Here is a 16282-nt window from a genome sequence, read left to right on the forward strand (position 1 = left end):
CGGTGGGACAAGTCCGCAGCTGCGGACTCTGCAAGGTGTGTCAGCCCTCGATGATCTGCTTCAACGTGGCCAGATCGCGGGCCACCATCCGGCAGTCACGCTCGAACTCCTCGTCATCCACCTCGATCTGGCGGACCGTGAAAATCACCTCGGCACCGTCTGGATGGGCCACGACCCGCATCGGGTTGGTGACTGTGGTGCCCGACGGCAGGCGGACATCATGGTCCAGCACTCCGAGGTCGTTGCGTGGCGCGAAGCGGACCCGCACCTCACCCATCGGGGAATCCGCGATGAGGTCGTCGCCGTCCCGGCGAAGGTCCGCCGTGGCGAGGCCCGCTGCCCAGGCCGATAGGTTGTCCGGGTCGGCGGCAAAAGCGTAGACGGACTGGGGGCTGGCGGAAATCACGCAGCTGAGGTGCCGACTTTTCATGCTCCCCACGATCACATGGGAGGAATCCGGCGTCAACGGGGGTGGTACCGCTACTCCACCACGATGCCCAGATTCAGCCCCGCGATCTCGTAGGCGCCGGCTCCTTCGGACACCTGCGCCACCAGATCCTCCGCCACTGGCGGCACCAGGGGGATGATCCAACCCCGCTTGGGATCAAAGGCGGGGACGAGGCGCTCATCCTTCACCGGCACCAGGTGGGCCACCAGGTCGCCGTCGACGAGGGCGGCGGGGCGGCGGGAGGAGACGGCGTCGATAAGCACCGCAGCACCGTCGAGCGGAACAGTGAGCACGACGATGGACTCCGCGGTGTGCACGGACATGCCGGGGAGGGCGTGGCGCTCAGAGTCGGCGGGGACGTCGACGAGTTCCTTACGGCGGAAGAGCGCCACCTTAATCGGCCACCAGCGGGTCCATGGTGAGGTGCGGGTGCTCCTTCTCGATGAAGGCGAGCTTCCACTTGTCGCCGAACAGCGCGATGAGCTCGCCGTCAGTGCGCGTGAACACCTCGACGCCGCGCTGGCGACCCAGCTCCGCGGCGGACTCGGCGTCCGTGCGGCGGGCGACGGAGTAGGGGACCGGGTCGGTGACGGTCTCGACGTTGTACTCGACCTCCATGCGGGCCTGCATGACCTCGAACTGCATGGGGCCGACGGCGGCCATGACGGGGTTGGCCTCGCCACGGGCATCGTTGCGCAGGATCTGCACGACGCCCTCGGAATCAAGCTGCTCGAGCGCCTTGCGGAACTGCTTGTACTTGCCCAGGGACTTCGCACGCAGGGTGCGGAAATGCTCGGGCGCGAACTGCGGCATCGGCGGGAACTGCACCTTGCGGCCGGAATAGATGGTGTCGCCCGGGGCGAGGGAACCGGCGTTGACCAGGCCGACGATGTCGCCCGGGAAGGCCGTCTCGACGGTCTCGCGGGTGCGGCCGAAGACGGTGAGGGCGTACTTGGTGGAGAAGGACCGGCCCGACTGCGCGTGGGTCACCTGCATGCCGCGGTCGAATTCGCCGGAGACGATACGCATGAAGGCGAGGGTGTCGCGGTGGTTCTTGTCCATGCCCGCCTGCACCTTAAACACGACACCGGCGAAGGGATCGTCCAGCTCACGCACGGAGTCGATGGCGGTGGTGGAGGCCTCCACGGCCTTCGGATCGGAATCGCGGGAACGCGGGGACGGCGCGATGGCGCACAGGGTGTCCAGGATCTGGTGGACGCCGAAGTTGAGCATCGCGGAGGCGAAGATGAGGGGGGAGGTGACGCACTGCTCGAAAAGAGCCTGGTCGTGGAGGGCGCCGTCGGCGGCCAGCAGCTCGGCCTCCTCGACCGCGGTCTCCCAGACGTCCTCTTCGCGCTCCTCAGCCTCGGACGGGGAATAGTGCTCCTCGGGGGCGATGGTGGAACCACCGGCGGTACGGATGAAGTGGATGTACTCCTCCACCTCGCCCTCCTCTCCGACACGGGCCAGGCCCCGGAAATCACCGGCGATGCCGACGGGCCAGAACAGGGGAGTGGGCTGCAGGCCGATCTCCTGGACGATCTCATCGACCAGCTCCAGAGGCTCACGGCCGACGCGGTCCCACTTGTTGATCACCGTGATGATCGGCAGACCGCGGGCCTTACACACGCGGAAGAGCTTGAGGGTCTGCGGCTCGAGGCCCTTGGCGGCGTCGATGAGCATGACTGCGGCATCGACGGCGGTGAGCACACGGTAGGTGTCCTCGGAGAAGTCGGCGTGACCCGGGGTGTCGACGAGGTTGATCATGTAGGGGTCACCCTCGTGGCCCTCGGGCGCGTACTCGAACTGCAGGGCGGACGAGGCAATGGAGATGCCGCGGTCCTTCTCCATCTCCATCCAGTCGGAGACGGTGGCCTTGCGGCCGGCCTTGCCGTGGGTAGCACCTGCCTCGGAGATGATGTGCGCGTGCAGCGCCAGTGCCTCGGTGAGGGTGGACTTACCGGCATCGGGGTGGGCGATGACGGCGAACGTGCGGCGGCGGGCGGCTTCGGCGGTGGTGCTCATAAGTCCTTGAGCGTAGTCGCTGCCCTACTCCCAGGTCACACTGCTCGGGTGGCGGCGACGTTGAGCGGGGGACATGCCGTGGGAGGAATGCTCGTTTTTGGCGAATTGGGGCCGCCAATTCGCCAAAAACGAGCATCCTGCTCCGCGGCTCCCCGTCGTTCCGGTACTCAGCCCTACTCCCAGCTCACACCGAGCGCATCCGCCGTGTCCTCGAACACGCGCGCCGCCAGCTCCGGGTCCCGGCCCGCCCGCTTCTGGATGCCCGGCCGACGCCGGTCGTTGTAGTAGCTGCCCGATTCCCAGTGGATGCCCGGCACGCCGGCGACGAAGTACGCGAGGTTCCGTCCGCCATCAGGAGCCGGGCGAAACATCCGCGCGATGGCCGTCTGGTAGCCGTAGTGGATGACCCCGGACGTCTCGGCGCCGAAGTTCGTCGCGATGACCCCGGGGTGAAACGCCACCGTGTTCAGCCCCCGCGCGTGGTAGCGGGTGTGCAGTTCCCGGGTGAACAGCACGTTGCCCAACTTGGAGTTGCCGTACGCGCGCGCCGGGGAGAAGTTGCGCTGGGTCTCCGGGTCGGTGGGGTCGAAACGGGAGAGGAACGCAGAGGCCACCGAGGAGGTCGCCACGACCGAAGCCCGCGACGACAGCAGGGTCGGGAGCAGCAGGTTGGTCAGCAGGTAGGGGGCCAGCTGGTTGACTTGCCAGGTCAGCTCGAATCCGTCGGCGGTGCGGATCGGCCCGTCGAACATGCTCCCGGCGTTGTTGGCCAGGACGTCGATACGCTCGAGCCCCCGGAGAGTGGCAGCGAGATCGCGCACCTCGTCGAGGCGGGCGTAGTCGGCGACGTGATGTTCCGCGCCGGTCTCGGCGGCGATGGCGGCGGTCTTGCCCGGGTTGCGACCGACGAGGACAAGGCGGGAGTCAGGGAGCGCGGCGCGGAGCAGGCGCGCGGCGGCGGCGCCGATGCCGTCGGAGGCGCCGGTGATGACGATCGTGGGAGCAGTCACAGTGTCCATTGTGCCTGGAACCCGGGTACGCTTGTTTGGGTCTATATCAACTATCTGGAAATGGGAGAAGCATGAAAATCGGCATCATCATCGGATCCATCCGCGACGGTCGTTTCGGCGCGGGCGTCGGCGAATGGGTCGCGGGTATCGCGCAGGAGCGCCCGGGCGCCACCTACGAGGTCCTCGACCTCAAGGAGTTCGACCTTCCGATGTTCACCTCCGCCACCATCCCCGGCGCCGCGAACAAGCAGTACGACGATCCGCGCGTCACCGCCTGGTCGCAGGCCGTCGACGCCTGCGATGGTTTCGTGTTCATCACCCCGGAGTACAACCACGGCGTCCCCGGTGCCATGAAGAACGCCCACGACATCCTGGGCCTGGAGTGGTACGGCAAGCCGGTCGGTTTCGTCGGCTACGGTGCCGCCGAGGGTGTGCGCGCAGTGGAGAGCTGGCGTCAGATCATCGGCAACTTCCAGCAGTATGACGTGCGCAACCAGGTCTACCTGTCCACCTTCACCGACAAGGACGACAACGGCTTCGCACCGCAGGAGCGCCGCCTCGCGGAGCTGGAGACCATGCTCACTGACCTCGAGGGCATCATCACCCAGCTGGCGAAGTAACCGTCACCGGGAGTGAATCGCGTTCTGCGCTTTACTCAGCCCCTGCTCGATGATGAGACGCGCTGCCTCGGCAGCAAGCGGCACATTTTCCCCGCCCTCGATGGGGCCCAGTACGTAATCAGGTACGGCTACTCCCTCCGGGGGGCGGGAGATGCCGATGCGTACGCGCAGGTAGTCGCGGGTGCCCAGGTGTTCGGTCATTGATTTCAGGCCGTTATGGCCGTTCTCGTTGCCGCCCTTCTTCACCCGCACGGTGCCCACCGGCAGGTCGAGTTCGTCGTGGACGGCGATGATCCGCTCCACGGGCACGTCAATGCCGGCCAGGGCCTCGCCGGAGAGGTTCATGAACGTCGTCGAGCGCAGCACGAGCACGTCCTGTCCGGCGATGCGCAGCCGCGCGTGCTGGGCCTTGGCGCCGGGCACGGGGGTGAGCGGTTGGGCGTCGAGAAGCTCGTCGACGGCCATGTAGCCGACGTTGTGCCTGGTCGCGGCGTACTTCGGGCCGGGATTTCCCAGCCCGATGATGACCCAGTCGGCACTGAGATCCGGGCTCGGGGTGCGGCGGAAGAGGTCGAAGATCTTGAACACGCCCGCTAGTCTCTCACACATGAATATCCCGCAGATCATCGTCGCGCCCATGGCCGGCGGGCCCTCCACGCCCGCGCTTGTCGACGCCGCCGCGGCCGCCGGATCGCTCGGATTCCTCGCCACCGGGGGTGCTCCCGCCGCCGCGCTGATCGAGCAGATGTCCCAGGTCACCGGCCCTTACGGTGTCAATCTCTTCCTGCCGCAGGCCCCCTTCGACTCGCTTGCCGACGTCCTGGCGGTCGCCGCCGGACGCCCCCTCCCGGAGGTCGACCTCAACAACGGCTTCGCGGAGAAGTTCGCCGCCGTGCTGGCGGCTGAGCGCCCGCCGGTGGTCGTCTCCGCCACGTTCGGTACCTTCACGCCGGCGCAGATCGATGCACTCCACGCCCGGGGGATCGCCGCGTGGGTGACGGTGACCACTCCCGCCGACGCGCGCGCGGCTGCGGAGGCCGGCGCCGACGCCCTCGTCGTTCAGGGGCCCGAGGCCGGTGGGCACCGCGGGACCTGGTCCATCGCCGAGGAACCCGACGCGCGCCCCTTGCCCGACCTGGTCCGTTCCGTCGCCGAACGTATCGACGTCCCGCTCATCGCCGCCGGCGGCATCCGTGACGCAGCCGACGTCGCCGCCGCCCTGGCACTGCCCGGCGTGGTGGCCGTGTCCTGCGGTTCCGCTTTCCTGCTCGCCGACGAGGCCGGCACCTCGCCCCTCAACCGCGAACTTCTGGCCGGGGGAGGTACTTCCGTGGCCTCCCGCGCCTTCAGCGGGCGCGTCGCCCGGGGCCTGGAAACGGACTTCAGCCGGAAGCATCCGGACATGCCTCCGGTCTACCCCTATCTCGTACCGCTGCAGGCGGCCGAGCGGGCGGAACGCCCGCGGGAGCTGGCTTACTGCCTGGTGGGGGTGGGCGTCGAGAAGCTCGGGGGTGGCTCGACCGTATCGATTCTGGGCAGACTCGCGCCTGAACAGGCGATTTCACGCTAAAGTCGGGGGGACGTATCCCCACACCCACGGAGGTAGAACAGCAGTGACCGCCCACGCGCAGCCCGAGCAGAACGACTGGAACGAGAAGATTGCCCTTGCTCAGGAGATGCTGCCGCTGATCGGCCAGCTCCACCGCAACAACGATGTCGTCGTCTCCATCTTCGGACGACTGCTCGTCGGCGCCACCGACATCGACATCATCAAGGCGCACCGCTACGCGCGACGCGTCGCCGACCGGGAAATGAAGCTGTCCCAGACCATCCCTGTCCTGCGTGAGCTCGTCGACATGAACCTCGGCACCGCCTCCATCGACCTCGGCCGCCTGGCCACCGGCTTCGAGAAGTCCGGCGCCACCGACCTGCGGGCCTACCTCGACGAGGAGCTCGCCGAGATCGTCGGCCAGAAGTCCGAGACGGAGCCGCGCGACGTCGTGCTCTACGGTTTCGGTCGCATCGGCCGCCTCCTGGCCCGCATCCTCATCGCCCGCGAGGCCATCCACGGCGGTGTCCGCCTCCGCGCGATCGTGGTACGCAAGAACTCCGACGATGACCTGGCCAAGCGCGCGTCCCTCCTGCGCCGCGACTCCGTCCACGGCGCTTTCGACGGCACGATCACCGTCGACCACGAGAACAACGTCATCTGGGCCAACGGCACCCGGATCCAGGTCATCTACTCCAACTCCCCGGCCGAGGTCGACTACACCTCCTACGGCATCAACGACGCCATCGTCGTCGACAACACCGGCCGCTGGCGCGACCGCGAAGGTCTGTCCCAGCACCTGGAGTCCAAGGGTGTCTCCCGCGTCATTCTCACCGCCCCGGGCAAGGGTGACCTGGTCAACGTCGTGTACGGCATCAACCACGACATGATCGGCGACAACGAGATCATCACCGCCGCATCCTGCACCACCAACGGCATCACCCCGGTGCTCAAGGTCATCAACGACCGCTACGGCGTCGAGCACGGTCACGTGGAGACGGTCCACTCCTTCACCAACGACCAGAACCTCATCGATAACTTCCACAAGGGCACCCGCCGCGGCCGCGCCGCCGGCCTCAACATGGTGCTCACCGAGACCGGTGCCGCCAAGGCCGTCTCCAAGGCCCTGCCCGAGTTCGAGGGCAAGCTCACCGGCAACGCCATCCGCGTTCCCACCCCGAACGTCTCCATGGCCGTGCTCAACCTGACCCTGGAGAAAGAGGTCGACCGCGACGAGGTGAACAACTTCCTCCGCAAGGTGTCCCTGCACTCCGACCTGCGTCAGCAGATCTCCTACATCCACTCCCCGGAGGTCGTGTCCACCGACTTCGTCGGCACGACCCACGCCGGCATCGTCGACGGTCTGGCCACCATCGCCTCCGGCAAGCACCTGGTGCTCTACGTCTGGTACGACAACGAGTTCGGTTACTCCAACCAGGTCGTCCGCATCGTCGAGGAGGTCGCCGGCGCCCGCCCGCAGATCTACCCGCGCCGCCTCGAGGCTGCTGACCTGAAGTAGCAGCTCGCTTATCGACGCCGGCCGCACCCGCGCAGGGTGTGGCCGGCGTTCGGCTTTCGTGCCGAAAGGAATATCACCTCAGGCATAGGGCGAGTGGCCGGGGTGCCGGGGGAGGGTGGTACTCGCGATATGCCTGGGGTGATATCGCTGGGGTGATATCGCTGGGGTGATATCCCGCGCGCGACGACGCCCCGCCGGCCCTCGAGAGGACAAGCGGGGCGTCGAAAAGCGGGCTACAGCCAGCGCGGCGGAGCGGGGACCTCTCCCTGCGGGGAGGTGACACCGCGGTCGCCGCGGCCGGAGGCCCAGCGGGCCAGGCCAGCCCAGTCGCCGTGGATCTCCACGGTGTTGCCGGGGGTGACCTCGATGCGCGCGCCCTCCTCCGGCACGAGCACCAGTCCCTCCCCGTCACCGGCGCCGCGCCACTTGGCGGCGATCTCCGGGACCAGGGTCTGCAGGATCACCGGCGGGATGTCGCTGAAACCGGCATTGACGTCGAGGTCGACGGCGTGCAGCCACACTTCGCGGGTGCGCATCCACAGCGTCTCCGACGCAGGCACGGTGCGCCCCTGCGCGGTCTTCACCTCGGTCTGCCAGGCCTCCTCCGGGAGATCGCGCCAGGCGACGTCGAGGCGGACGAGGGTGTGATCATGCAGGTTGCGGATCGCGTCCGGAATGAGGGTCGCGCCGTAGGCGATCTCCTCGCCGCGGGCCTGCGGGGAGGAGTACATGGGGGTCTCCTCGCCCGTCTCCGCCCAGTGCATGAGGTTGCACAGGGCGTTGGCGTTATAGGCCACGTGGGCGGCCAGGTGTGCCACGGTCCAGTCCGGCAGCAGAGTCTCGCGACCGAACTCGGCGTTGTCGATGAGCGCCAGCTGGCCCGAGTAATGCGCGGTACCGCGGCGGGTCAGGTTGAGGCGCTCGGCGATGGACAGGTCGTGGAAGCTGGTCATTACTCGAACACCGTCTTGTTGGCCACGGCGCCCAGGCCGTCGATCTCGACCTTGACGACGTCGCCGTCGCCGATGTAGCGCTTCGGGTTGCGGGCGTGGCCGACGCCGCCGGGGGTGCCGGTGACGATGACATCGCCGGCGTCGAGGGGGTAGATGTGCGAGATGTACTCGATGAGCTGCGCCGGGTTGAACACCAGGTCATCGGTCGGGGTGGTCTGCATCTTCTCGTCGCCGAGGTAGGTGGCCAGTTCGCCGCCGAGCTCGAAGGAGTCGGAGGTGGTCATCCACGGGCCGAAACCGGCGGACTTCTCGAAGGACTTGCCCTGGTGCCACTGGAGGGTGCGGTACTGGTAGTCGCGCATGGTGTAGTCGTTCATGACGGCGTAGCCGGCGATGTACTCGGCGGCCTCGGCCTCCTTGACGCGGCGGGCGCGCTTGCCGATGATGACGGCCAGCTCACCCTCCCAGTCCAGCTCGGCGTTGGCGTACTCGGGGACGAGCACGTCGTCGTAGGGGCCGGTGAGAGCGTCGGGGAACTTGACGAACAGGGTCGGGACCTCCGGGAGGTCGCGGCCCATCTCCTTGATGTGGTTGGCGTAGTTGAGGCCGATGCAGACGATCTTGCGCGGGGCGGGGATAACGGCCTCGAGGTCACTCGGCTCGAAGGAGACGGTGTCCGCCGCGGCGGACTCGGCGATCTCGCGCCAGGTGGCCTCCTGCAGCAGGTCGCCGACGTTGGCGAAGCCGTCGATCGGGACGGCGGTGGTATCGGATTCGACGCGGGCGGCGAAGGTGCCCTGGGCGGAGCGGATGGTTGCGAGACGCATGATTATTCTAGATTCCTTCCGGAGTGTAGGTACGTGCCAGGTTCAGCTTCTCAAAGATCGGGTGATCGGAGAAGCAGAAGAGATCGACGCCGTCGGTGCCGGCCTCGATGGACCACAGCTGCCAGGACGGCACATTGACGACGTCGCCGTGGTTCATCTCGAAGGTCTGCTCACCGATGGTGATCGTGGCGGAGCCCTCGAAAACCTGGAAGACGCGGTTGCCGACCTCCTTGACGGGGGTCGTCGTCGCGCCGGCGCGCAGGCGGTGGAACTCGGCGCGGATCGTCGACATGACGTCGCCGCCGGTGGTGGGGTTGGTGTAGCGGATGGCCGCGTGGCCCGGGCCGACGACGCCCGGGAAACCGGCGTCCTCGAGCTGCAGCTGGTCGTTGAGGGCGGCGTCGGTGTGCTCCCAGGCGTAGCGGCCGATGGGGGAGGAGGCGGTGGCGCCGGGGAAGGCGACGGGGCGCAGGCCCGGGTGCGCCCACAGGCGCTCGGAGCGGGAGTATTCCGGGGTGGACTCGTCGGTGAGCTTCTCGGAGCCGTACTCGAAGAAGCCGGTGTCCATCTGGTGCGCAAACGGGATGTCCAGGCCGTCGAGCCAGGTCATCGGCTCGGTGGCGATGTTGTGGTGGCCGTGGAAGTTCCAGCCCGGGGTGAGCAGGAAATCGCCGCGCTTCATCGGGACGGCGTCGCCGTTGACCACGGTCCACACGCCCTCGCCCTCAATGACGAAGCGGAAGGCGTTCTGGGAGTGGCGGTGCTCCGGGGCGTTCTCCCCCGGGGCGAGGTACTGGATCGCGGCCCACAGGGTGGGGGCGATGTAGGTCGGGCCGCCGAGGCCCGGGTTGGCCAGGCCGATGGCGCGCCGCTCGCCGCCGCGGCCGACGGGGACCAGTTCGCCGGAGCGGCGGGCCAGCTTGATCAGCTCGGACCAGTCCCAGCGGTGGGCCACGGCCTGCGGCTCCGGGGAGTTGGGCATGAGGCCGCCGATCTGGTTCCACAGCGGCTTCATGTGGAGGGAGTCCATCGTGTCGTACATGCTGTTGAGCTCGGCCTGCTCCTCAGGCGTCGGCTCGGGGGCCACAAATTCAACGTGCTTGGCGGAGTAGTCGGTGCTCTCGCTCATGCGTGAACCTCCTGCGTTGTCTTGGGGTGCACGGCCGCTTCCGGAACGCGCAAAGGGGGGATTGTGACCTCCAACATAGGGGCAGGAAAAGTGTGACTCAAAGATTTTCCGTCATGTGGAAAAGTATTCCGGGGGTGGGAAAAATCCCCCCGCGCCTCAGGCCTTGATGTCCGGGGCACTGAGGCGCAGGCTCTCCAGACGTCGGTTGAGATCGCGGGAATGCTTGAGCAGGATCTCCGCGCATCGGCGGTGGGTCCCGCGGAAACGGCCCGTGGGGGTGGCGACCGTGATGGCCCCGAGGGTGTCTCCGAGGTCATTGCGCAAGCACACCCCGACGGCCGAGACATCGTGCTCGTAGAGCCCGTTGTTGATGGAGAACCCGCGCCCCCGCGTGCGGTGGAGTTGGCGGCGGAGGGACTCGAAGTCGACGTCGGGAAGCGAGGGGTACAGGGCGCGGAGCTCGGCGGGGGAGCGTTCCGCCAGCATGACCAGGCCGCCGGCATTCTGTGCCGCGGGCATGACCTGACCTCGACGGATGCCCACCCGGACCGGTTGCGTGCCCTCCACGGTGTGGAGGAAGTGCACCTTATTGCCCACCAGGACCATGAGGTGCGTGGTCTCGGCGGATTCGGTGGCGATGGCCTGCATGTGCGGCAGGCAGGCGGTGATGAGCTCGCCACCGACACCCGGCTGCAGGCTCGAGGACGACAGCGCGGGCCCCGGAAGGTAGGTGCGCGATTCGCTGCGCGTGGCGAAGCCCCGGTAGACGAGCATCGCCATGGAACGGTGCACCGTCGAGGGGCTCACGCCGAGCTCTTCGGCGGCGCTCGAGATGGTGAGGGTGCCCCGGTCGCGGAGCATGAGGATGAGGGTGAGGGAGTGGTCCACGGACTGGAGAAACTCCCTCGGGGGTGACCCGTGGGTGGGGGCGAGGTTCAAGAAAATCACACCTTCCGCTATCTGGAATAGCTTTGATTGTAACCCCCATCACGCTCAAGATGTGCCTATGGCTCCCCTCTCCGCTTCCCCGCACAGCGGGTCCACCGCCCCCGGCAGCTCCGACAGCTCCGACAGCTCCGACAGCTCCGGCGGCTTCCGCATCCTCGGCATCGGCGGGCGTCGGCTCGCCGCCGTGCTCATCGGATGGTTCTTCGTCGTCTTCGACGGCTACGACCTCATCGTCTACGGCACCGTCCAGACGCACCTCATGGAGGAGTGGAACCTCAACTCGGCGCAGGCCGGGACCCTGGGTTCCACCGCCTTCCTCGGCATGGTCATCGGCGCGGTGTGGGTCGGTCGGCTCTCCGACCGGGTGGGGCGCAAGTTCGCCGTCATCGGGTCGGTCATCGTCCTCTCCGTGTTCACGCTGCTGTGTGCCTTCGCCATCAGCCCGTGGATGTTCGGGGCCTTCCGTCTTCTGGCGGGCATCGGCCTCGGCGGGCTGGTGCCGTCGGTCAACGCGATGACCTCCGACCTCGTCCCGCGCCGCACCATGTCAGCGTGGGCGACCGTCATGATGTCCGGCGTGCCGCTCGGCGGTTCCTTCGCCGCGATCCTCGCCCAGTTCATCGTCCCCTCCCACGAGGAGTGGGGGTGGCGCTTCATGTTCCTCGTCGCCATCGTCCCGCTGATCATCGGCCTGCCCATCGCCATGAAGGTCATCCCCTCCGACCAGGCGATCCGCGAGGACCACGCCGCGCGGGAGGGCGCCGACGAGCCCGCCGGCTTCACCGACCTGCTGCGCGGGCGTTACCGGGCGATCTCCATCTGGTTCTCCATCGCCACCTTCGTCACCCTGCTGGCCTGGTACGGCCTGGGCACCTGGCTGCCCCGCCTCATGCAGACCGCCGGCTACGACTTCGGCGCCGCCCTCAACTTCACCCTGGCCCTCAACCTCGGCGCCATCCTCGGCTCCGTGGTCACCGCGTGGGCGGGCGACCGCTTCGGCCCGCTGAAGTCCGGTGCCGTCGCCGCCGGTGTCGCGGGTATGGCCCTGCTCACCCTGCTCACGGAGCCCTCCGTGTACGCGGTCTACCTCATCCTCGTGCTCGCCGGGGTGGGCACGCACGGCACGCAGATCCTCATCATCGCCGCGGTGGCCAACTTCTACCCGCACAACCTGCGCGGCACGGCGCTCGGCTGGGCCCTCGGCGTCGGCCGCATCGGCGCGGTCGTCGCTCCGCAGCTGGCCGGCCTGCTGCTCAACTGGAACCTCGGCGTCGGCTCGAACTACCTGCTCTTCGCCTGCTCCGCGCTGCTGTCCTCGCTGTCCCTGGTGGTGCTCTACCTCATCCACCGGAGGCTGCCGAACCCCAACGTCACCGTCATCACCTCCCACTCTGATCCCCGCTAGTTGAAGGAGCAACACCCCATGACCCAGCACACTCTCCGCGTCTCGGACGATCTCCGCGGCCAGAAGATCATCATCGCCGGTGGCGGCATCGGCGGCGCCGCCGGAGCGCTCGCGTTGTCCCTGCGCGGCGCCGACGTCACCCTCTACGAGCGGGCTCCCGAATTCAAGGAGGTCGGCGCTGGCCTGCAGATCGGCCCGCACGGCGTGAAGATGCTCGAGAAGTGGGGCCTCAAGGACCGGGTCTTCGCCGCGGGATTTTTGCCCGAGCGCATGCAGTTCCGCGACGCGATCACCACCGAGCCGATCCTCACCATGGACTTCGGGGAGGAGTTCCAGGCCCACTACGGCGGCCGCTACCTCGTCATCCACCGCTCCGACCTGCTGTCCATCCTCGTGGAGGCGGCGCAGGAGGCCGGGGCCACCCTGCACAACGGCGTGCAGGTCCTCGGTGCCGACGACCGCGCGGACGGCGTCACCGTCCACGTCGAGCACCGTGCGGAGGGCCGTACCGAGGTCGTCGAGGCCGATCTCCTCGTCGCCTTCGACGGCATCCATTCCGTCTTCCGCAAGGAGATCGTCCAGGACGAGCCGGTGCCCTCGGCCTACGTCGCCTACCGCGGCACCTCCTCGCTGCCGGACGACGCGGACATGCAGGGACTCAAGGACGTCGTCGGCTACATCGGCCCGCGCTGCCACTTCATCCAGTACCCGCTGCGCCACGGCGAGCTGCTCAACCAGGTGGCCGTGTTCCAGTCCCCGCGTTACCTCGCCGCGCTCACCGCCGGATCCGAGGTTCCCGAGGACTGGGGCAACAACGAGGAGTTCCGGGGCGCCTTCGACCACACCCACGAGTTCATCCAGGGCCGCCTGGGATCCATGTGGCTGGACACGTGGTGGCAGATGTCCGACCGCGAGCCGCTGGAGAACTGGGTCGTCTCCGACCGCATCATCGTCATGGGCGATGCCGCGCACCCGCCCCTGCAGTACCTGGCCTCCGGTGCGGTCATGGCCATGGAGGACGCCGAGTGCCTCGCGCTCTACGCCTCCCAGGCCGCCGCGGCCGGCGAGCTCGACTGGGGGCAGGTGCTGGCCGACGTCTCCGGCGAACGCGCGCCCCGCTGCGCCCGCATCCAGACCACCGGGCGTTTCTGGGGCGAGCTGTGGCACGTCGACGGCGTCTCCCGTCTCATCCGCAACGAGACCTTCCGCCAGGCGGGCCGTACCTCCTGGTACCCGTACGTCGACTGGCTGTGGGACTACGACGCCGAGCGTCGCGAATACCTGCAGAATCCGTCCAAGGGCGAGCTCCCGGCGGAGCTGCAGGAGTGGGAGTACAACATCCACAAGCTCATCGCCGAGCGCGACAGCGACGCCGCCCCGGAGGAGCTCACCATTTAGCTTCTCGACGCCCCGTCACAGCGCCCGCTCGACCTCATCGGCTGCGTCAGTCAGCAGGAAGGGCAGCTCCCCGGCCTCCTGGCGGGAGAAGGGTTTGAGCACGAAGGCCGCCGGGTCCATACGGCCCGGCGGGCGGCCGATGCCCAGGGCCAGGCGCTGATAGTCCTTGGTGCCCAGGGACTTGGTCACGGACTTCAGTCCGTTGTGCCCGTGATCGCCGCCGCCGAGGCGCAGGCGGACCTGCCCGAAGTCGAGTTCGAGCTCGTCGTGGGCGACGATGATGTCCGCCGGGGGGATCTTGAAGAAGGTGGCCAGCGCCTTGACCGGCCCGCCGGAGACGTTCATGTACCCGCGCGTGCGGGCCAGCACGAGGCGGCGCCCCCCGTGGCGGACCTCCGCCACCTCGGTGTTGCTCCGCTTGTGCACCGCGAAGGTGGCGGGGACGGGGGAGATGCGGGAGGCCAGTTCGTCGAGAAGCATGACGCCGATGTTGTGGCGCGTGTCGGCGTACTGCGCGCCGGGGTTTCCCAGGCCGACGATGAGGAGGGGGGAATCAGTCACGCGACCAGTCTGGCACAGAACGGGGAAACGCCCCTGACCAGGGGTCAGGGGCGTTTCGCGACGGGTGGGAACTAGTCCTCGGAGCCCTCGTCCTTGCCGGCCTCGCCGACGGCGTCCTCGGAGCCCTCTTCGCCCTCTTCCGGAACGTCAGCGACCTCCTCGAAGGTGATGTTGAAGACGAGCAGCTCGGCGTCGTCGACGAGCTTGACGTCCTCCGGCAGGGTGATGTCACCGGCGTTGATGACGTTGCCGGCCTCGATGCCCTCGACGGAGACGACGATCTCTTCCGGGATCTCGAGGACGTCGGCCTCGACCAGGATGGTGTCGACTTCCTGGATGAGCATGGCGCCGGAGAAGACCTCGCCCTCGGAGATGACCGGGATCTCGACCTCGACGCGCTCGCCGCGCTTGATGCCGAGCATGTCGACGTGGTCGATGTTGAGGGTGAGCACGTTCTGGTCGATGTGCTTGATCATGGTGAGGTGCTTCTCGCCGTCCACGTCGAGCTCGACGACGGCGTTGACGCCCTGGTTACGCACGACGGCGGTGAACTCGATGCGGTCCACGGAGAAGTGGACGTTCTCGGCACCGGCGGAGTAGATGACGCCCGGGATGCGGCCGGCGACGCGCAGACGACGGGCGTAGCCCTTGCCGAACTCGTCACGGGGGGCAGCGGTCAGGGTGGGGTACTTGGCCATGTGGCAGTGCTCCTTGTTGTTCACGGCCGACAGGCAAAAAGCCTGCGACCGACTCTGGTCTGAGGGAAAATGTCCTCGTCGAGTCATCGCAGGCTGAAATGATCCTGATGATCGCGTCGATAACGCCCCACGTGGGGCCTCGCCGAGACGTCGCCGATCTTATCAGCGCGGGGCAGGCGGTTCCAAAACCGGCGGCTCGAAGATCGTGGACAAACAGGAGTGCACCCCGTCGACCCGGGTCTCGAAGAGCTCGATCGTCATCGCCTGCGATTCGTCCCAGTAGAAACGGTCCTCGCCGCTGAGCGTGATGGTGAGCAGTAGGCCGTCGGTCTCCCAGCGGACATCCCGGGCGAGGAATCCGTGGTCCTCGTCATCGGGTTGGATCCACACCGTCCCCGCCGGATCCTCCGGCCCGCGGGAGAGCAGCAGCGAGCGCGGCGGCGTGTTGGTGGACAGGCTGAAGGTGAACACCATGGTGAACACGTCGGCGCGTTCGGTCTCGGTGTCCAGGTAGATGTCCAGCGGCGAGTAGATGGGGGGCATGTGTACTACAACCAGCACCCCGTCAGAGATATTTCGACCCTTCCCGCCGGGTCAGCGCCGCCACCTCGTGCCCGGCGAGGAACCCGCGCACCCAGGCGGGATCCGTCTTCGAGTACTCCCGCAGCGCCCAGCCGACGGCCTTGTCGAGGAAGAACTCCCCGGAGTCCAGGTTCGCGGCCAGGATCTCGCCGAGCAGCGCGGTGTCTGTTGCTTCTCGACGCCCCAACTGGTGCAGCACCGCCACCCGCCGCACCCAGAGATTCTCCTCGCGCGCCCAGTCACGCATCTGCGCGGGCGTGCTCGCCCGACCCACCGGTTTGGCCAGCGCGTCGACCGTGTCCCACCACGATTTTCGCACCACGAGGCTCCGCAGAAAGTCCGCAGCTGCGGACTCCAGAGGTACTTTCTGCAGGTGATCGCAGGCGACGTACTGGAACTCGCGCTCGGGGAGCTCCCACAGGTCCTCGACCAGTTCCCGGTCGAGGGCGCGCGGGAGCAGGCCCTTGACGGCCCGGCGGCGCACGGGCGTGGGGATCCCGAGGAAGGGGAACTGCTCGCGCATGTAGGCCGCCATGCCGGGGGAGCGCCCAGGATCGGCCAGGGGACGCAGCGCGGATTCAATGCGGTCGACACTCACCCCTTAAGTTTA

General features: G+C 67.7%; 18 protein-coding genes. 5 read left to right on the forward strand and 13 right to left on the reverse strand.

The window, feature by feature from the left end; genetic code table 11:
* Positions 1 to 40 precede the first annotated feature (40 nt).
* From ACFPUZ_RS05200 to ACFPUZ_RS05215, 4 genes are all read right to left on the reverse strand, one after another.
* Positions 41 to 430: an SRPBCC family protein gene (locus ACFPUZ_RS05200; protein WP_377000563.1), complete on the reverse strand. Its 390-nt coding sequence runs from the start codon at positions 428 to 430 to the stop codon at positions 41 to 43.
* A 50-nt stretch (positions 431 to 480) separates the two neighbouring features.
* The gene (locus ACFPUZ_RS05205) at positions 481 to 840 is read right to left on the reverse strand and encodes a hypothetical protein (protein WP_377000564.1); all 360 of its coding nucleotides are present in this window, start codon (positions 838 to 840) and stop codon (positions 481 to 483) included.
* Between the two features lies 1 nt (position 841).
* Positions 842 to 2473 carry a peptide chain release factor 3 gene (locus tag ACFPUZ_RS05210; protein ID WP_377000566.1) on the reverse strand — a complete coding sequence of 544 codons (1632 nt, stop codon included), beginning with the start codon at positions 2471 to 2473 and terminating at the stop codon, positions 842 to 844.
* A 173-nt stretch (positions 2474 to 2646) separates the two neighbouring features.
* On the reverse strand, positions 2647 to 3492 hold the full coding sequence (locus tag ACFPUZ_RS05215) for an SDR family NAD(P)-dependent oxidoreductase (RefSeq protein WP_377000568.1): 846 nt from the start codon (positions 3490 to 3492) through the stop codon (positions 2647 to 2649).
* Between the two features lie 62 nt (positions 3493 to 3554).
* Here ACFPUZ_RS05215 and ACFPUZ_RS05220 point away from each other — a divergent pair, with 62 nt between their 5' ends.
* The gene (locus tag ACFPUZ_RS05220) at positions 3555 to 4103 is read left to right on the forward strand and encodes an NADPH-dependent FMN reductase (RefSeq protein WP_377000570.1); all 549 of its coding nucleotides are present in this window, start codon (positions 3555 to 3557) and stop codon (positions 4101 to 4103) included.
* Between the two features lie 3 nt (positions 4104 to 4106).
* Here the strand turns inward: ACFPUZ_RS05220 and pth (ACFPUZ_RS05225) are convergent, their stop codons facing one another.
* Positions 4107 to 4712 carry an aminoacyl-tRNA hydrolase gene (gene pth / locus ACFPUZ_RS05225; protein ID WP_377000572.1) on the reverse strand — a complete coding sequence of 202 codons (606 nt, stop codon included), beginning with the start codon at positions 4710 to 4712 and terminating at the stop codon, positions 4107 to 4109.
* Between pth (ACFPUZ_RS05225) and ACFPUZ_RS05230 the strand changes: the two genes are divergently transcribed.
* Both ACFPUZ_RS05230 and ACFPUZ_RS05235 read left to right on the forward strand, forming a co-directional pair.
* Positions 4711 to 5673 (forward strand): nitronate monooxygenase, encoded by a 963-nt coding sequence (locus ACFPUZ_RS05230; protein WP_377000574.1) that lies wholly within the window; start codon positions 4711 to 4713, stop codon positions 5671 to 5673. The two genes, pth (ACFPUZ_RS05225) and ACFPUZ_RS05230, sit on opposite strands and share 2 nt — an antisense overlap.
* 43 nt (positions 5674 to 5716) lie before the next feature.
* The gene (locus ACFPUZ_RS05235; RefSeq protein ID WP_377000576.1) at positions 5717 to 7171 is read left to right on the forward strand and encodes a glyceraldehyde-3-phosphate dehydrogenase; all 1455 of its coding nucleotides are present in this window, start codon (positions 5717 to 5719) and stop codon (positions 7169 to 7171) included.
* A gap of 233 nt (positions 7172 to 7404) precedes the next feature.
* Here ACFPUZ_RS05235 and ACFPUZ_RS05240 read toward each other — a convergent pair whose 3' ends face one another.
* From ACFPUZ_RS05240 to ACFPUZ_RS05255, 4 genes are all read right to left on the reverse strand, one after another.
* Positions 7405 to 8124, reverse strand: coding sequence for a maleylpyruvate isomerase family mycothiol-dependent enzyme (locus ACFPUZ_RS05240; protein WP_377000578.1), 720 nt, complete (start codon positions 8122 to 8124; stop codon positions 7405 to 7407).
* The gene (locus ACFPUZ_RS05245) at positions 8124 to 8951 is read right to left on the reverse strand and encodes a fumarylacetoacetate hydrolase family protein (RefSeq protein ID WP_377000580.1); all 828 of its coding nucleotides are present in this window, start codon (positions 8949 to 8951) and stop codon (positions 8124 to 8126) included. The genes ACFPUZ_RS05240 and ACFPUZ_RS05245 overlap by 1 nt, the downstream gene beginning before the upstream one ends.
* 7 nt (positions 8952 to 8958) lie before the next feature.
* Entirely contained in the window at positions 8959 to 10080 is a 1122-nt protein-coding gene (locus tag ACFPUZ_RS05250; protein ID WP_377000582.1) for a cupin domain-containing protein, read from the reverse strand.
* 156 nt (positions 10081 to 10236) lie between these two features.
* The gene (locus ACFPUZ_RS05255) at positions 10237 to 10968 is read right to left on the reverse strand and encodes an IclR family transcriptional regulator (RefSeq protein ID WP_377000584.1); all 732 of its coding nucleotides are present in this window, start codon (positions 10966 to 10968) and stop codon (positions 10237 to 10239) included.
* A gap of 118 nt (positions 10969 to 11086) precedes the next feature.
* Between ACFPUZ_RS05255 and ACFPUZ_RS05260 the strand changes: the two genes are divergently transcribed.
* Together ACFPUZ_RS05260 and ACFPUZ_RS05265 are read left to right on the forward strand one after the other, a co-directional pair.
* On the forward strand, positions 11087 to 12433 hold the full coding sequence (locus ACFPUZ_RS05260) for an MFS transporter (RefSeq protein ID WP_377000586.1): 1347 nt from the start codon (positions 11087 to 11089) through the stop codon (positions 12431 to 12433).
* Positions 12434 to 12451: 18 nt separating this feature from the next.
* Complete coding sequence (locus ACFPUZ_RS05265; protein WP_377000588.1) at positions 12452 to 13831, forward strand: FAD-dependent monooxygenase; 1380 nt, start codon at positions 12452 to 12454, stop codon at positions 13829 to 13831.
* A 15-nt stretch (positions 13832 to 13846) separates the two neighbouring features.
* On the opposite strand, the gene pth (ACFPUZ_RS05270) is transcribed toward ACFPUZ_RS05265, so the two are convergent.
* The 4 genes from pth (ACFPUZ_RS05270) to ACFPUZ_RS05285 all read right to left on the reverse strand — a co-directional run bounded on the left by pth (ACFPUZ_RS05270) (position 13847) and on the right by ACFPUZ_RS05285 (position 16270).
* Positions 13847 to 14392, reverse strand: a complete 546-nt coding sequence (gene pth, locus ACFPUZ_RS05270; RefSeq protein WP_377000590.1) for an aminoacyl-tRNA hydrolase — start codon at positions 14390 to 14392, stop codon at positions 13847 to 13849.
* A gap of 71 nt (positions 14393 to 14463) precedes the next feature.
* Positions 14464 to 15090 (reverse strand): 50S ribosomal protein L25/general stress protein Ctc, encoded by a 627-nt coding sequence (locus tag ACFPUZ_RS05275; protein WP_377000947.1) that lies wholly within the window; start codon positions 15088 to 15090, stop codon positions 14464 to 14466.
* A gap of 162 nt (positions 15091 to 15252) precedes the next feature.
* The gene (locus ACFPUZ_RS05280) at positions 15253 to 15633 is read right to left on the reverse strand and encodes a hypothetical protein (protein WP_377000592.1); all 381 of its coding nucleotides are present in this window, start codon (positions 15631 to 15633) and stop codon (positions 15253 to 15255) included.
* 22 nt (positions 15634 to 15655) lie between these two features.
* Positions 15656 to 16270 (reverse strand): DNA alkylation repair protein, encoded by a 615-nt coding sequence (locus tag ACFPUZ_RS05285; RefSeq protein ID WP_377000594.1) that lies wholly within the window; start codon positions 16268 to 16270, stop codon positions 15656 to 15658.
* Between the last annotated feature and the right edge of the window lie 12 nt (positions 16271 to 16282).

It is taken from the genome of Corynebacterium nasicanis (assembly GCF_042658165.1).
GTDB lineage: Bacteria > Actinomycetota > Actinomycetes > Mycobacteriales > Mycobacteriaceae > Corynebacterium > Corynebacterium nasicanis.

Bases quoted from the DNA above. Each gene is read 5' to 3' on its own strand.
- ACFPUZ_RS05200 (WP_377000563.1), bottom strand. From the start codon at position 430: ATGAAAAGTCGGCACCTCAGCTGCGTGATTTCCGCCAGCCCCCAGTCC.
- pth (WP_377000572.1), bottom strand. From the start codon at position 4,712: ATGTGTGAGAGACTAGCGGGCGTGTTCAAGATCTTCGACCTCTTCCGC.
- ACFPUZ_RS05230 (WP_377000574.1), top strand. From the start codon at position 4,711: ATGAATATCCCGCAGATCATCGTCGCGCCCATGGCCGGCGGGCCCTCC.
- ACFPUZ_RS05245 (WP_377000580.1), bottom strand. From the start codon at position 8,951: ATGCGTCTCGCAACCATCCGCTCCGCCCAGGGCACCTTCGCCGCCCGC.
- ACFPUZ_RS05275 (WP_377000947.1), bottom strand. From the start codon at position 15,090: ATGGCCAAGTACCCCACCCTGACCGCTGCCCCCCGTGACGAGTTCGGC.
- ACFPUZ_RS05280 (WP_377000592.1), bottom strand. From the start codon at position 15,633: ATGCCCCCCATCTACTCGCCGCTGGACATCTACCTGGACACCGAGACC.
- ACFPUZ_RS05265 (WP_377000588.1), top strand. From the start codon at position 12,452: ATGACCCAGCACACTCTCCGCGTCTCGGACGATCTCCGCGGCCAGAAG.
- ACFPUZ_RS05260 (WP_377000586.1), top strand. From the start codon at position 11,087: ATGGCTCCCCTCTCCGCTTCCCCGCACAGCGGGTCCACCGCCCCCGGC.
- ACFPUZ_RS05215 (WP_377000568.1), bottom strand. From the start codon at position 3,492: ATGGACACTGTGACTGCTCCCACGATCGTCATCACCGGCGCCTCCGAC.
- ACFPUZ_RS05220 (WP_377000570.1), top strand. From the start codon at position 3,555: ATGAAAATCGGCATCATCATCGGATCCATCCGCGACGGTCGTTTCGGC.
- ACFPUZ_RS05210 (WP_377000566.1), bottom strand. From the start codon at position 2,473: ATGAGCACCACCGCCGAAGCCGCCCGCCGCCGCACGTTCGCCGTCATC.
- ACFPUZ_RS05240 (WP_377000578.1), bottom strand. From the start codon at position 8,124: ATGACCAGCTTCCACGACCTGTCCATCGCCGAGCGCCTCAACCTGACC.
- ACFPUZ_RS05250 (WP_377000582.1), bottom strand. From the start codon at position 10,080: ATGAGCGAGAGCACCGACTACTCCGCCAAGCACGTTGAATTTGTGGCC.